General features: G+C 72.8%; 13 protein-coding genes. 6 read left to right on the top strand and 7 right to left on the bottom strand.

Going from position 1 to position 14,971, the window contains the following annotated elements; translation table 11 throughout:
• Positions 1-139: 139 nt before the first annotated feature.
• Positions 140-373, bottom strand: a complete 234-nt coding sequence (locus tag LX83_RS24780) for a hypothetical protein (protein ID WP_253775461.1) — start codon at positions 371-373, stop codon at positions 140-142.
• A gap of 249 nt (positions 374-622) precedes the next feature.
• Here LX83_RS24780 and LX83_RS24775 point away from each other — a divergent pair, with 249 nt between their 5' ends.
• From LX83_RS24775 to LX83_RS24765, 3 genes are read left to right on the top strand one after another with little or no spacing between them, the layout of a single operon-like run.
• Positions 623-1,513 carry a helix-turn-helix domain-containing protein gene (locus LX83_RS24775; RefSeq protein ID WP_253775457.1) on the top strand — a complete coding sequence of 297 codons (891 nt, stop codon included), beginning with the start codon at positions 623-625 and terminating at the stop codon, positions 1,511-1,513.
• The gene (locus LX83_RS24770) at positions 1,494-1,715 is read left to right on the top strand and encodes a DUF397 domain-containing protein (RefSeq protein ID WP_253775455.1); all 222 of its coding nucleotides are present in this window, start codon (positions 1,494-1,496) and stop codon (positions 1,713-1,715) included. The genes LX83_RS24775 and LX83_RS24770 overlap by 20 nt, the downstream gene beginning before the upstream one ends.
• Before the next feature lie 33 nt (positions 1,716-1,748).
• Positions 1,749-2,552: an IclR family transcriptional regulator gene (locus LX83_RS24765; protein WP_253775453.1), complete on the top strand. Its 804-nt coding sequence runs from the start codon at positions 1,749-1,751 to the stop codon at positions 2,550-2,552.
• Positions 2,553-2,671: 119 nt separating this feature from the next.
• On the opposite strand, the gene LX83_RS24760 is transcribed toward LX83_RS24765, so the two are convergent.
• The 5 genes from LX83_RS24760 to LX83_RS24740 all read right to left on the bottom strand — a co-directional run bounded on the left by LX83_RS24760 (position 2,672) and on the right by LX83_RS24740 (position 7,083).
• Entirely contained in the window at positions 2,672-3,427 is a 756-nt protein-coding gene (locus LX83_RS24760) for an N-acetyltransferase (protein ID WP_253775451.1), read from the bottom strand.
• 155 nt (positions 3,428-3,582) lie between these two features.
• Complete coding sequence (locus LX83_RS24755; protein ID WP_253775449.1) at positions 3,583-4,479, bottom strand: ABC transporter substrate-binding protein; 897 nt, start codon at positions 4,477-4,479, stop codon at positions 3,583-3,585.
• Complete coding sequence (locus LX83_RS24750; protein ID WP_253775447.1) at positions 4,476-5,312, bottom strand: ABC transporter permease; 837 nt, start codon at positions 5,310-5,312, stop codon at positions 4,476-4,478. Before LX83_RS24750 ends, LX83_RS24755 begins: the two co-directional genes overlap by 4 nt.
• Positions 5,309-5,977: an ABC transporter permease gene (locus tag LX83_RS24745; protein WP_253775445.1), complete on the bottom strand. Its 669-nt coding sequence runs from the start codon at positions 5,975-5,977 to the stop codon at positions 5,309-5,311. Before LX83_RS24745 ends, LX83_RS24750 begins: the two co-directional genes overlap by 4 nt.
• Positions 5,977-7,083 carry an ABC transporter ATP-binding protein gene (locus LX83_RS24740; RefSeq protein WP_253775442.1) on the bottom strand — a complete coding sequence of 369 codons (1,107 nt, stop codon included), beginning with the start codon at positions 7,081-7,083 and terminating at the stop codon, positions 5,977-5,979. The genes LX83_RS24745 and LX83_RS24740 overlap by 1 nt, the downstream gene beginning before the upstream one ends.
• A 206-nt stretch (positions 7,084-7,289) precedes the next feature.
• Between LX83_RS24740 and LX83_RS24735 the strand changes: the two genes are divergently transcribed.
• The 3 genes from LX83_RS24735 to LX83_RS24725 all read left to right on the top strand — a co-directional run bounded on the left by LX83_RS24735 (position 7,290) and on the right by LX83_RS24725 (position 11,600).
• Positions 7,290-9,029, top strand: a complete 1,740-nt coding sequence (locus LX83_RS24735) for a bis-aminopropyl spermidine synthase family protein (protein ID WP_308204038.1) — start codon at positions 7,290-7,292, stop codon at positions 9,027-9,029.
• A gap of 395 nt (positions 9,030-9,424) precedes the next feature.
• The gene (locus tag LX83_RS24730) at positions 9,425-10,267 is read left to right on the top strand and encodes an SDR family oxidoreductase (RefSeq protein WP_253775441.1); all 843 of its coding nucleotides are present in this window, start codon (positions 9,425-9,427) and stop codon (positions 10,265-10,267) included.
• A 115-nt stretch (positions 10,268-10,382) separates the two neighbouring features.
• The gene (locus tag LX83_RS24725) at positions 10,383-11,600 is read left to right on the top strand and encodes an MFS transporter (protein ID WP_407649653.1); all 1,218 of its coding nucleotides are present in this window, start codon (positions 10,383-10,385) and stop codon (positions 11,598-11,600) included.
• Between the two features lie 7 nt (positions 11,601-11,607).
• Here the strand turns inward: LX83_RS24725 and LX83_RS24720 are convergent, their stop codons facing one another.
• Positions 11,608-14,772, bottom strand: a complete 3,165-nt coding sequence (locus LX83_RS24720) for a sensor domain-containing protein (RefSeq protein ID WP_253775439.1) — start codon at positions 14,770-14,772, stop codon at positions 11,608-11,610.
• Positions 14,773-14,971: the final 199 nt, after the last annotated feature.

Below are 14,971 nucleotides of genomic sequence, written 5' to 3'. Positions count from 1 at the left end.
CCAGCCCCAACGCACACCCCGGGCACACCCGAGAGTGTCTGGCATGCCAGACAAGCCCCCCTGGGTTGAACACAGCCGGGTGGCCAGGGCGAGGTGGCAATCCGCTCTGGCCCCTCGGCTGTGTCGTGGTCCTCGTCGGCTACTGGGCCGATTCGCCGGACTGCTCGGCCTGCTGTTCGCCGTGCATCCCGCGCAGAGCGTCCGCGCAGATCGGCACGAACTTCTCCAGGGCGGCCTCCGTCATGATCAGTTCCAGTTCGGAGGACCCGTCGCCCACGAAGCGGAACTGCGCCTCGTCACCCACGAGGTCGCAGGTGATCTCGCAGCTCCCGGACACCTTCACCCACGAATCAAGCAGGATTTCCCTACCCATGAAGATCCGACCCCACTTCCCGTCTCGACTTCGAACCTGGTGGCCCCCGCTTGACGGCTGGCGCGCCTACGACCCGCCGCCCGGCGCTGGCCCCTGCTGACCAGGGAGAACCAGCTGAGGAACAGCTGTTCGCCAACTTAGGGACAACTTGTTCCCCTGTCAGTGCCCTGATCGGGTGGCCGTTGGCGCTTGGCTCGGCCAGCAGGCGCGCGGAACACTGCGAGCGCCGAACGCAGAGGAGGTCCAGGGATGGTCAACGCGCGCCCCACCGTGGAGCGCCGCCAACTCGGTCTCGCCCTGAAGCGACTTCGAGAACAGGCCGGCCGCTCGCAACTTGAGGCAGCGCGGCACATCGGGAAGGACGTACCTCGGATCAGCAAGGTCGAGGACGGTCTGTCCACGCTGAGCGCCGACGAACTCGACAAGCTCCTCGACCTCTACGGAACAAGCGGCAGCGATCGGGAAACCATCGTCACCCTTGGCCTGGAAACCCGCAGACGCCAGCCGCGCCGGGCCTACACCGACCTGTTGCCCGGCTCGTTCCAGCGGTTCGCCGATCTGGAAGCGGCAGCAAGCACGATGTACTACTACGAATCGGGTGTCGTACCCGGCCTGCTGCAGTCGCCCGGATACGTGAACGCCCTGTTTGCCGCGGCGGACAGCGTTCTGCCGGAGCCATCAGAGGCGATCAGGCGAAATCGGACGAGCTTCCGGTTTCGCCGACAGGAAACCATCTGGCAGTCCAGGAAGCGCAAGGAACTGCATTTCGTCATCGGCGAGGCCGCCCTGGACGATGTAACCGGCAACGTCGAGGTCATGCGCGAGCAACTGGCCCACCTGCTCGACATCATCGACACCCGACCCCATGCGGAGGTACGGCTGTTGCCGAGAACGGTCCCGGACAACCCGGCACGCGGCGGAGGACTGACACTCCTGGAGTTCGGCGCTTCCGTGCCCCGCATCGGATTCGCTTCTGTCGTCTACGGACCGTCCACTTACTACGACGATCCCGGCGACACGGGCGCGATGCTCCGCAATTTCCAACGCCTGAATGATCTTTCGCTGTCCGTCGCAGACACGAGGAAGTCGATTTCCCGAAAGCTGGAGAGGTTAACCGCAGATGCCCAGTCAAAATCGTGACACGGGATGGTTCAAGAGCAGCTACAGCGACAACAGTTCGAACCAGTGCGTGGAGTGCCGGTTCGTCGCTGGTGAGCGGGTGGGGGTTCGGGACTCGAAGAACCCCAGCACCGATGTCTTACGCGTCAAATCCACGTCCTGGCGCTCGTTTGTCGCGGGTGTCCGAACCGGACGGTTCGACGGCTGCCCCGAGCAGGGGTGACACTGTCTGGCATGCCAGACGGGTGGGCGGGGCATGGGCGCCAGCAGTGATGTGCCGGCGCTGCGGCGCGGGTTGGCCGTGTTGCGGCTGCTGGCCAGTCGGGCCGGGCCGGTGTCGGCGGCCACGGTCGCGCGGGAGCTGGGGTTGCCCCGGTCGACCACGTACCACCTGCTGGCCGAGCTGATCGAGGCCGGGTTCGCCACCCACCTGCCCGAGGAGCGGCGCTACGGCCTGGGACTGGCCGCGTTCGAACTGGGCTCGGCGTTCCTGCGGCACGACCCGTTGGAACGCCTGGCCCGGCCACTGCTGCGCCGCCTGGTCGACCGCACCGGCTACACCGCCCACCTGGGGGTGCTGCACGGCCGGGAGACCCTGTACCTGGTGCGCGAGCAGCCGACACAGCCGCAGACGCTGGTCAGCGAGGTCGGCGTGCGGCTGCCCGCCCACCTGCCGGCCTCGGGCCGGGCGATGTTGGCGCACCTGCCGGCGGCCCAGGTGCGGGCGCTGCTGCCCTCAGCGGCCAGTTTCGTCAACCGGACCGGGCGGGGGCCGACGAACCTGCCGGCGCTGCGCCGGCTGCTGCTGGCCGAGCGGCGGCGCGGCTGGGCCGTGGAGGACGGGTACGTCACGCTCGGCTTCGCGTCGGTGGCCGCGCCCGTGTTCGACCACGGGGGCCGGCCGATCGCCGCGATCAGCGTGACCTTCCGCCACCTGTGCGAACCCGATCAGCACGACCACGGCCAGCAGGAGTGCGGCCAGCAGTGGCCCGAGCTGGCCGACGAGGTGCGGCACGCCGCCGACGAACTGACCAGCCGCATCGGCGGCCACAGCGGTTAGGAACAAACCCGAGCAGATGCTGGAGACGGGCACGGCGGAGGGCATGCGCCGGGTCATGGGCCACCAGATCGACGCGCTGCTCACCGCCTGACCAGCACGACAGCCGCAGCCACCGCGGCTCAGGCCGTGCGGTGGCGGACCCACACGTTGGGTTCCACGTACACCGCACGGTCGTGCGCGGTGTCGCAGTGCACCGGCACCAGCGCGCCGGGCACGACCACGGCACCGTCGCGGTCGAACGGCAGCCCGGTCCACGCGCGCCACTGCGCGAGCGATCCGCTGACCGTCATCGACGTGGTGGCGACCTTCTCGATGGTGCCGCCCGCCTTCACGTGCACCCGCAGCCACGGGTCGGCGGGCAGACCGTCCGCGCGCCGCTGGTGGACGTAGTCGGCCATGGGCGTGTGCGGCTGCTGGTGCTTGGCGTTGGGCCGGACCGGGGCCACCAGCGTGTCGTGGCCCTGTCGGCCCACCGCCTGGCGCATGGCGGCCAGCACCTGGTAGGACAGGCCGCGGCCGAGGTAGGCGTTGTCCAGGGTGATCTCCAGCGCGCTGGCCGTGGTCAGCGGGTGCCCGGCGCGCTGGTCGCGGAACGCCCACGACAGCACCCGATCCCAGCCCTGGTCCGGCATCTCCTCCCGGCCGTCCAGGGTGGCGTTGAACGGCACGCTCAGCCCGCGGGCCACCACCCGGTCGCCGTCCGTGGCGACCACGCAGTAGTCCGGGAACACCTCGGCCACCTGGTCCAGCAGGGCGCTCGCGACCAGGTCGTGCGAGGTGAACACGGGCCACGACTCGTCGATCTCGTAGATCCGGCCGATCAGGGCCGGGCGCTCGGCGAGTGTGCTGATCTGGATGCTGTCGGCGCCGGTCACGGCGGGACAGCTTGCCACAGGCGCCGGGCTTCACCCACCCGAGTTCGCGCGGTTCACGTTCTCCGCGATCCGCGGCGGCACGGCCGGGCCCGGGGCCGCGCGGTGGCGACCCCGGGCCCGGCCGAACACGACAACCGTCCTGGTCGGAATCGGAATCAGATGTTGTTGTCCTTGACGAAGGCGGCGGCCACGTCGGTCGGGGTCTCCTTGTTCACGTCCACCTTGCTGACCAGCTCGGCCAGCTTGTCGGTGGTCAGGGCGGCGGAGACCTTGTTCAGCGCGGCCTTGCCCGCGTCGCTCACGCCGTCGGCGCGCAGCAGCGGCACGATGTGCTGGGCCGGGTACATGTTCTTCGGGTCGGCCAGCTCCACGAAGTTGTTGGCCTTGATGTCCGACGACGTGGTGAACAGGTTCACCACCTGGACGTCGCCGTTGCGCAGCGCGTCCACGGTGATCGGGCCGCCCGCGTCGGTGGTGCGGATCTCCTTGAACGTGCAGCCGTAGAGTTCCTTGATCTTGTCGGCCCAGCGCTGCGGCCACTCGCCCGCGCCGCCGAACACGAACTCCTGGCAGCGCGGCCCCAGCTCGGTCATGGACGTCACGCCGGAGTCGGCGGTCTGCTTGGTGACCACCAGCACGTCCTTGTCCTCGGCCTGGGCCTGGTCCAGCACGGCCAGTCCGCTGGGCACCTTGCTCTTCAGCGCCGCGTACACCTCGTCGGAGGTGGTCGTGGTGTTGGTCTTGTCGAAGTAGTTGAGCAGGTTGCCGGTGTACTCCGGCACCACCGTCAACGACTTGTCCTGCAACGCCCTGATCACCACGTCCCTGGCGCCGATGCCCGGCTTGACCGTGACGTTCACGCCCGCGTTGCGCAGCGCCGCCGCGTAGATCTCGGCGAGCACCTTGTTCTCGGTGAAGTCCGCCGAGCCGACCACCACCTGCCCGCCCTGGTCACCACTGCCCTGGTTGGCGCCGGACAGGGTCTCACTGGACCCGCACGCCGACAGCAGCAGCGCGGCTGCCGCCACCACGACGGCAAGTGTGCGTTTCATCGCTCGCTTCCTCCTGTTTCCCGCCGGCTGGCCATGATCGCCAGCTCTGCCGCGGACTCCCCAGTTGTGCCGGCCGCCCCGGTGTCACCGGACGCGCCGGACTCCCCCGCGTCCCCTGTTCGCTCGGGCTGGCTCGACCGGTTCGCGCTGGCCGGCCGCTTGGCCGCCCTGGCGACCACGCGCAGGCCGTGCGGCACCACCACGCGCTGGAACACCGCCAGCACCGCGTCCAGCAGCACGGCGAGCAGGGCGATCAGCACCGCGCCGGCCACGAACTGGCCGTAGTCGAGCACCCGCAGCCCGTCCAGCAGCGGCCGGCCCAGGCCACCCAGGCCGACGTAGGCGGCCACCGAGGCGGTGGCCACGACCTGGAGCATGGCGCTGCGGATGCCGCTCATCAGCAGTGGCGTGGCATTGGGCAGTTCGACCTGCCACAGCCGCTGCCAGCCGGTCATGCCCATGCCCCTGGCCGCGTCCACCACACCCCGGTCGACGTCCTGCACGCCGGCGTAGGTGCCGGCCAGGATCGGCGGGATGGCCAGCACCACCAGGCCGACCAGCACCGGACCGGTGCCGCCGCCGGCCACCAGGTAGAGCAGGGTGACCAGGCCCAGCGTGGGCAGCGCGCGGATCGAGTTGCTGGTGCCGACCAGCAGCAGGCCGCCGCGCCCGGTGTGCCCGACCCACAGGCCCAGCGGCACGCCGATCGCGCTGGCCGCGGCCACGGCGATCAGGCAGTACAGCAGGTGCTGGCCGACGCGGGCCGGCACGCCGGCCGGCCCGGTCCAGTTGGCGGGGTCGGCCAGCCAGGCGAACATGTCCGCGAAGATCATCCGCCGGTCACCTCCCCGGCCCTGGCCCACCGGGTGAGCCGGCGTTGCACCAGGACCAGCAGCCGGTCCACGACCAGCGCGAGCAGCAGGGTGAGCACCACCCCGACCAGGATCGGCGCGGGGTAGCGGCGGGAGAAGCCGTCGGTGAACAGCACGCCCAGTCCGCCGGTGCCGATCAGCGCGCCCACGCTGACCAGGCTGATGTTGCTCACCGAGCCGACCCGCACGCCCGCGCCCAGCACGGGCACGGCCAGCGGCAGCTCGACGGTGAGCAGTCGGTGCAGCGGGCGGTACCCCATCGCGGTGGCCGCGGCCACCACGTGCGCGGGCACCGCGTCCAGCGCGTCGGCGACCGGGCGGACCAGCAGCGCCGTGGTGTAGATGGTCAGCGCGGCGACCACGTTGACCGGGGACAGGATCTGGGTGCCGATGACGGCCGGGATCAGCACGAACAGGGCCAGCGACGGGATCGTGTAGACCACGTTGGCCACGCCGAACAGGCCGGCGCGCAGCCAGCGGAACCGGTGGGTGCACCAGCCCAGCGGCACGGCGAGCAGCACGGCGAGCACCACCGGCAGCAGCGACAGGTAGACGTGCTCGACCAGCCGGTCGAGGATCTCCCGCTGCGTGCCGGCGTTGCCCAGGTAGCGCAGGATCGAGTCCATCAGTGGCCGCGCTCCGCTCCCGTCGCGGTCGGCCGGGCCCGCTCGATCAGGTCGAGCACCTGCCTGGCGGTGACCACCCCGGCGTAGCCGCCCCGCTCGTCCACCACCACGCCCAGACCGGACGGGGAGGACAGGGCCGCGTCCAGCGCGCCGCGCAGGGGGGTGCCCGCCTGGTAGAGCGAACCGCCCGGGGTCAGCCCGGCCTCGGTCACCGCACCCTCCACAGTGGAGCGAGGGGGCAGCCAGCCGCGCGGGTGGCGCTGCTCGTCCAGGACCAGCACCCACTCGGCGGTGGGCGCGCCAGCGGGTTGCCCGATGGCCACTGTGGACACCTGGTCCAGTGCGACCTCGCCGGAGTCCACGAAGGACAGGGACCGGTAGCCGCGGTCGCGACCGACGAAGCCGGCCACGAAGTCGTCGGCCGGGCGGGCCAGCAGCTCCGCCGGCGCGGCGTACTGCGCGAGCACCCCGCCCTCCCGGAACACCGCGACCTTCTCGCCGATCCGCACGGCCTCGTCGATGTCGTGGGTGACGAACACGATGGTCTTGTCCAGCTCGTCCTGCAACCGCAGCAGCTCGTCCTGCAGCCCCTCGCGCACCACCGGGTCCACCGCGCTGAACGGCTCGTCCATCAGCAGCACCGGCGGGTCCGCGGCCAGCGCCCTGGCCACGCCCACGCGCTGCTGCTGGCCGCCGGACAGCTGGGCCGGGTAGCGCCGGCCCAGTTCGGCGGGCAGGCCGACCAGTTCCAGCAGCTCGGCGGCGCGGTGGCGGGCCCGGCCCCGGCTCCAGCCGGACAGCAGCGGCACGGTGGCCACGTTGTCCAGCACGGTGCGGTGCGGGAACAGCCCGGCCTGCTGGATGACGTAGCCGATGCCCCGGCGCAGCCTCGGCGGATCCGCCGCGCGCACGTCCTGACCGTCCACCAGGATGGTGCCCGAGGTGGGCTCGACCATCCGGTTGATCATGCGCAGCGAGGTGGTCTTGCCACAGCCCGACGGGCCGACGAACACCGTGATGATGCCGGCCTCCACGGTCAGGTCGAGCTGGTTGACGGCCACCGTTCCGTCGTCAAAGCGCTTGGTCACGGCCCGGAACTCGATCAACCCGAGGTCCTTCCGGTCGTGACGGCCACTCGCCGGCCGCCCCAGTAACAGCGGATCACCTGACTCGGTCAGGTGAGCGCCCGCAACAACACAAAGACCTTAGTCCGTTCGGCTGACGCAGGCAGCGAATTCCACCATGCGGACGGGTTGTCCCAACCCGCCCCCACGGCGTGCGCCGGCCGCCGCGCACGTAGGGTCACCAGGTTGTGACCAGCCAATCCGAGGAATCCGCTGACCACACCGACCAGCAGGGTGGTGCGGAACACGGGACTGACCGGCCGCGCACCGGGGGGCCGACCAGGGTGGGCGCGCTGCTGCGCGCGCACGGCGTGCACGGCCGGCCACTGCGCCGGGCGCTGGCCCTGCTGTGCGCCGGCTGGCAGCCCTTCGACGAGGTGGTCCGGCAGACCGCGCTGCCCCGCCGCACCGTGCAGGAGCTGGTGGAGGCGCTGGGCGAGGACGTCCGCCACGACCCGCGCGGCGAGGTGCCCCGGCTGCGCGTGGCCGCCGAACTGGCCGGCGACTACCGGCGCCGGTTCGGCCTGGACACCCGGCCGCCGGACGACCCGTTCGCCGAACTCGCCGCCGCCCACCCCGACCTGCTCGCCACGATCCGGGCGGACATCGCGGACGCGCCGCCGCCGCTGCCCGCCATGGACCACGTGCCGGCCACCGCCGAGACCGTGCTGCGCCGCGCGCTGTGGCTGGCCGAGCACTACGACCTGACCGGCGGCCGGCTGCTCTGCCTCGGCGACCACGACCTGACCTCACTGGCGGTGTGCGCGGTCAACCCGGACGTCGCGGTCACCGTGGTCGACCTGGACGAGCGCATCCTGGAGTTCATCGAGACCCGGGCGGCCCAGCGCGGCTGGAACATCCGCTGCCTGCACGCCGACCTGCGCTTCGGCTTCCCGCCCTCGGCCCAGGAATGGGCCGACCTGGTGTTCACCGACCCGCCGTACACCCCGGAGGGCATGGCGCTGTTCGTGGGGCGCGGGGTGTCCGCGCTGCGCGACGTGGCCAACGGCCGGGTGCTGGTCGCCTACGGCTACAGCGCGCGCAACCCGGCCCTGGGGTTGAAGGTGCAGCAGGAGGTGCAGCGGCTCGGCGTGGTGTTCGAGGCGGTCCTGCCCGGGTTCAACCGCTACCAGGGCGCGCAGGCCGTGGGCAGTGCCAGCGACCTGTACGTGTGCCGGCCGACCGCGCGCTCGGCCAAGCTGGCCCTGTCCGGCCCGACCCCGGCCGGCACCGCCCGCGCTGGAGCCGGCAGATCCGCCGCCGGCCGGACCGGCACCGGTCGGACCGGCATCTACACGCACGGCCCCCAGTCGATCGAGGCGAGCGAGCCAGCCGCCGACGTGGCCGAGTCGGTGTGGCAGCGGCTGCGCGAACTGGCCGCCCGACCCGGTTCCTCACCCGCGCCCAAGCCGCGCGGGCCGGGCTGGGACGAGCCGGTGGGCAAGGGCGCGTCCGCCCTGGCCGTGGACCTGACCGGCGACCCCGGGCCGTGGCTGCTGCGCACCCTGCTGGCCTGCGCGGCCGGGCGGATGGCGGCCCTGGTGCCCAACAACCACCCGGACATCGGCTCCGAGCGCGCCCAGCGCGACCTGGCCGACCTGGTGGCCGCCCGGTTCCAGCTGCGCTTCCTGCGCAGCACCCCGGACAGCAGGCACGCCGTGGTGGTGGCCGAGCACGTGCCGGTCGGCGCGCTGGACGCCGGCGGGCTGGCCGTGCGCGAGGTGCTGCTGCGCGCCCACGGCAAGCTGGGCAACGTGTGGCGCGAGGCCCTGGTCACCGCGTCCCGCGGCGAGCTGACCAAGCGGCAGGCCCGGGAGCGGGTCGAGGCGCACGCCCCGGCCGACGTGGACCTGGACGTCCGCCTGATCGACCTCCCCCGCCACCGCCTGGCCCCCCTGCTGGCCACCATCACCACCACCGCGAGTTGACCGTGCAAACCCCGCGAGTCGTGCGTGCAAACCCCGCGAGTCGACTTTCCAAACACCCCGAGTTGACTTTTCACGCAGGCCCATTCGGGTGAATCCGGCTCCCGCGCCGGCCAGCCGAGGGCCGCAGCCGTCCACGCGAGCCGGCCGACAACCACCCGGGTCGGCCAACGCGGCACCGGCCCGGCCGGCCAGCCGAACAGCGCCTGAGCCAGCCGGCGACAGCACCGGCCGGGCCGACAGCACCCACGACGCCGGCCCGGCCGACAACGCCCGCGGCACCGGCCCGGCCGACAACGCCCCGGGTCGGCCAACGCGAGGCCGGCCCGGCCGGCTGAAAACCGCGCCGGCCGAAAACCGCTCGCGTCGACCGGCCGGCTCGCCCGAGACTGGCGCGCATGACGCACCCCGGTCCCCCCGCACCCACCCCCGACCAGCTCCGGCGTGACCCACTCCCGCTGGCCGGCCGGGTCGCGCTGGTCACCGGGGTGAGCCGGCGCGCGGGCATCGGCTACGCCGTGGCGCGCCGGCTGGCCGCGCTCGGCGCGAGCCTGTTCCTGCACCACCACCTCCCGCACGACGCGGACCAGCCGTGGGGCGTGGAACCGGGCGGGATCACCGGGGTGGTCGACGGGGTGGCCGAGGCACTGGTCATCGGCGCGAGGGTCCACCACGCCGGCGCCGACCTGGCCGATCCCGAGGCCCCGGCCCAACTGCTGCGCGCCGCGCGAGACGCCCTGGGCCGGGTGGACATCCTGGTCTGCAACCACGCGCGCAACGGCGGCGACGGCCCGCTGTCCACTGTGGACGTGGCCATGCTGGACGGGCACTGGGCGGTGAACGCCCGCTCGTCGATCCTGCTCGCCCAGGCGTTCGCCGCCCACCAGGACCAGCACGCCCAGCACGGCGGCCGGATCGTGTTCCTGACCTCCGGCCAGAACCTCGGCCCCATGCCCGGCGAGGTGGCCTACGCGGCCAGCAAGGGCGCGCTCGCCGCGATCACCGCCACGCTCGCCGACGAACTGGCCGACCGGGGCATCACCGTCAACGCGGTCAACCCCGGGCCGGTCGACACCGGCTGGCCAAGCCCGGACCTGCACGAACTGGTCCGCCGCCGGTTCCCGGCCGGCCGCTGGGGCGAGCCGGACGACCCGGCCAGGCTGATCGCCTGGCTGGCCACGGACGAGGCGCGCTGGATCACCGGCCAGGTGCTCAACTCCGAGGGTGGCTTCCGCCGCTGACGCCAGCACCACGGGCCACCCACCGTGACGTCGCGAACCCGCCAGCACCTGGCTGGCGCCCTTGATGAGCTGATGCCCACTCCGCTCATCGACCGTGCGACAAGGACGTGGACCCGTGCCCGCACCCGCGGCGAGCGCCGCTCGGAAAACCGAACCAGCGCCCCGGCCGGCCATCATGTCCTGGCTGGCGGTGACATCCGTGATGGTCGGCATCTTCGCCATCGTCACCACCGAGATCCTGCCCATCGGCCTGCTGACCTCGATCGGTGCCACCTTCACCGTCTCGGCTGGCGTGGCCGGGCTGATGATGACCATGCCGGGGTTCCTGGCCGCGCTCGCCGCGCCGCTGGTGACCGCGGCCACCGCGCGCGTCGACCGACGAGTGGTGCTGGGCGCGCTCATCCTGCTGCTGGCACTGGCCAACTTCCTCGCCGCGGCAGCGGCCGACTACTGGCTGGTCGTCATCTCCCGGGTGCTCGTGGGAATCACCATCGGCGGGTTCTGGTCGGTCGGTGCCGGGCTGGCCGGCCGGCTGGTGCCGGCCGGGTCGGTGGGGCGGGCGAGGGCCGTGATCTTCGCCGCGGTGCCGCTGGGGTCCGTGCTCGGCGTCCCGCTGGGCACGCTCATCGGGGACGTCGCCGGCTGGCGGGTGGCGTTCGTCGTCATGGGGGTGCTGAGCCTGGCGGTCCTCGCCGCGCTGGCCGTGGTGCTTCCCCCGCTCCCACCCGAGCAGGTCACCCGGCTGGCCGTGCTCGGCGGTCTGCTGCGCACCACCAACACCCGCTTCGCGCTGGCCGCGACGGTTCTCGTCGTGCTCGCCCACTTCGGCGCCTACACCTACGTCACGCCGTTCCTGACGCAGGTCACCGCGGCCGACCCCAGCCTGGTCACGGTGTTCCTGTTCGGCTACGGCGCCGCCGGGATCGTCGGCAACTTCGTGGCCGGTGCCACCGCGGCGCGCCGGCCGCGCACCACCTTCGCGGCAGCGGCGGCACTGATCGCCGCGGTGACCTCGCTGCTGCCGGTGCTGGGCCGCTCGGCCGCGGGGGCGCTCGCCCTGCTGGTGCTCTGGGGAGTCGCCTACGGCGCGGTCCCGGTGTGCTCGCAGACGTGGTTCGCCAAGGCCGCTCCCCAGGCACCCGAGGCGGCATCGGTGCTGTTCACCGCGTCGTTCCAGGCCACCATCGCCACCGGCGCACTGGCCGGCGGTCTCGTCGTCGACCACTCCTGTCCAGCCGCGGTCATGGTGCTGGCCGGCGCGACCGCGGCACTGGTCCCGGTCATCGCCTGGGCGCACCACGCGCGCCGGCTCACCTGGCCGACGGCCGGCTAGCGCGGGCTCAGCCGGCGCGCGGCACGTGCAGCGAGCCCAGGGCCAGCACCGACCGGAACTCCTTGGGCGGCACCGGCCGGGAGAACAGCCAGCCCTGGTAGGCGTCCACGCCCACGCCGCGCAGCACGTGGAACTGGGTGGCGGTCTCCACGCCCTCGGCCACGCAGCTGCGCCCCATGGCACGGGCCATGTCCACCACGGCGCGGGCCACCGCGAAGTCCGAGGAGTTGTTGCCGACACCGGCCACGAACCGCCGGTCCACCTTGATGATCTGCGCGGGCAGGTCCTTGAGCCGGGCCAGCGACGAGTAGCCGGTGCCGAAGTCGTCCACGGCGAACCGCACGCCCCGCTCCACCAGCTCGCCCATGGCCTGCCTGGTCCGGGACGGCAGGTCGACCAGCGCGGTCTCGACCAGCTCCAGCACCACCCGGTCCCACTCGATGCCGGCCTCGGCCACCGCGCTGGCCACCGCGTCGGCGAAGTCCGGGTCGCCGGGCACCAGGCCGGACAGGTTCACCGCGACCGCGACCCGCCGGCCGTCCGGCACGGTCCAGGTGGCGGCCTCGCGCAGCGCGGTGCGCAGCACCCACCGGTCCAGCTCGCGCAGCAGGTCGCCCTGCTCGGCCACGGGCAGGAACACGTCGGGCGGCAGCAGGCCGCGGTCCGGGTGCGGCCAGCGCACCAGCGCCTCGGCGGTGAGCACGGCCCCGTCCACCCCGACGACCGGCTGGAAGTGCAGGGCCAGGCCGTCCTTGGCGAGCGCGTCCCGCAGCTGACCCTCCAGGTGCACCTGCCGGTCGGCCGAGGCGATCAGCGCGGCACTGGCCAGGTGCACCCGGCCGGCGCCGCCGCGCTTGGCCTCGAACATGGCCGCGTCGGCGAAGCGGAGCAGGTCGTTGCCGGTGGTCCTGGTCCCGTTGGGCATGGCGGCACCGATCGAGGCGGACACCCGGACCAGCTGGCCGTGCACGGGCACGACCGTGCGCAGCAGGCTGGCCACCCGGTTGGCCAGCGCGTCCACCCCGCCGGCCGCCTCGATGTCGGCGCAGATGATCACGTACTCGTCGCCGGACAGCCGGGCCGCGGTGCAGCCGGTCGGCAGCCCGCCCTCCAGCCGCCTGGCCAGCGCGACCAGCAGCTCGTCCCCGGCGTCGTGGCCGAGCGAGTCGTTGACCCGCTTGAAGTTGTCGATGTCGCAGAACAGCACCGCGACCTTGGCCGCGTCCTCGCCCTTGAGCAGCTCGCCCAGCATCTCCTTGACCGCCGCCCGGTTGGGCAGGCCGGTCAGCTCGTCGTGGGTGGCCTGGTGGCGCAGGGCCTCGGCGGTGCGGCGGCGCTCGGTGACGTCCTGGAACACCACCAGCCAGAAGCGCCGGCCGTCGTCCTGCACGGAGATGGCGATGTGCAGCTCGCAGTAGACCAGTTCCCCGTCCGAGCGCACCAGCAGCCGCTGCGGCACCTTGTAGACCCGGTCGGTGCCGTTGTTCATCCGGGCCACCGAGCGCAGCCGGTCGGCGTTGTCCTCCGGGTGGGTCAGCTGCTCGGCGGTCATGCCGCGCAACTGGTGCAGGTCCATCCCCAGCAGGTCGCACAGGGCGTCGTTGGCGTCGATCAGCCGCTCGGCCTCGTCGAACAGGCCGATGCCGACCGGGGTGACCGCGACCAGGTCGGTGAACCGCTGACTGGAGCGCTCCATCCGGGTCTCGGTGGCCCGCTGCTCGGTGATGTCCTGGGCGGTGCCCACGACCAGCGAGCGCCCCTCCTGGTCGGCGGCCACCATGCCGTGGCAGCGGAACACCCGCACGCTGCCGTCGGTGCGCACCAGCCGGTGCTCGCACTCCACCGGCTCGCCGGTCTCCACCAGCTGCCGCCACACCGCGTCCACCCACGCCCGGTCGTCGGGGTGCACCAGACCGAGGTAGGTCTGGTAGGTGCGCGGCGCGTCCGGCGGCAGGCCGTAGAGCCCGAGCAGCATCTCCGACCACGCGAGCCGGTCGGTCTGCGGGTCCCACTCCCAGGTGCCCAGCCGGGCGGCGCGCTGCGCGTCGGCCAGCCGGCGCCGGTCGTCGCGCAGCTGCCGCTCCAGCGCCCTGGCCTGGGTGACGTCCTGGATGGTGCCGTGCAGGCACTCCACCTGGCCGGTCTCGGACAGCTGCGCGCGGGCCCGGCACACGTACACGCGCCGGCCGTCCCAGCTGCTGACCTCGGTCTCCACCGGCTCGACGCTGCGGGTGCGCAGCACCTGCTCGTGCATGGCCTTCAGCCGGGCCTGGTCCTCGTCCCGCACCCCGGCCAGCAGGTCGTCGCCGGGCACCACGCCGGCCTCGGCGTACATCTCCATCAGCACGGCGCTGCGGTGCACCACGCCGGTCCTCGGCTCGTAGGTCCAGCTGCCGACCTTGGCGATCCGCTGCGCCTCCAGCAGCCGGCCGCGCTCCACCGCCAGCTCGGCGTCGGCGCGCCACTGCTCGGTGATGTCCCTGATGTAGCCGGTCACCCGTTCGACCCGGCCGTCCTCGCCGCGCCGCACCGTGCCGCCCGAGCGGATCCGGCGCGGCTCGCCGTCCGGCCGCACGATCCGGTACTCGATGTCGACGGGCGTGCCCGAGACCTGGTGGTCCTGCCAGTACTTGGCGACCATCTCGCGGTCGTGCGGGTGGACCACGTCCAGCAGTGCCGGCATGCCGGGGACCACCGTGCCGGGCCGCAGCCCGAGCAGGGTGTAGTGCGCCTCGGACCACACCGTCGTCCCGGTGCGCGGGTCGTGCTCCCACGAGCCGATGCCGGCGACCTGCTGCACCTCCCGCAGCCGGCGCCGCTCGTCGGTCAGCTCGGCGACCTGGTCGACCAGGTCGGAGACGTCCACCAGCACCACGGTCTGCATGTCCGGCCCCGGCGCGTCCGGCGCGGGCAGCCGCACCACGCGCACCGGTAACTCGTCGCCGTCGCCGCACCGCAGCCGGTGCCACGCCGCGTCACCGACCAGCAGGTCGTCCAGGGTGCGGCCGACCAGGTCCTCGGCCCGCTCCACCCGGGCCAGCTCGGCCGCGCCCGCGTTGGCCGCGACCACCAGCCCCCGCCCGTCGCACAGCAGCGCGGGAGCATCCGGCAGCACCGGCCCGTCGAGGGTGGTCGCGGTCCGACCGGCGACCTGTTGTGTCGGTCCAAGCACAACCGGAGCGCGTCCCACCCGCTCGGTCACGGTTCCACCCTCTCCGCCCGCGTCCACCGCCGGTGGTGGCACGCACTGGCCAGACCGGCGGCCTGCTCAGCAGTGCCCAGCACCCGGGCCGTGGACATGGCCCTGCCCCGGAAAGCACATCCGAGGACAGGGACGGTAGCGCGTCAACGTGCCGCAGCCCAGTCCCCTG

This window comes from Goodfellowiella coeruleoviolacea, from assembly GCF_024171785.1.
Lineage (GTDB): Bacteria > Actinomycetota > Actinomycetes > Mycobacteriales > Pseudonocardiaceae > Goodfellowiella > Goodfellowiella coeruleoviolacea.
This window is presented reverse-complemented; position numbering and strand designations above follow the sequence as displayed.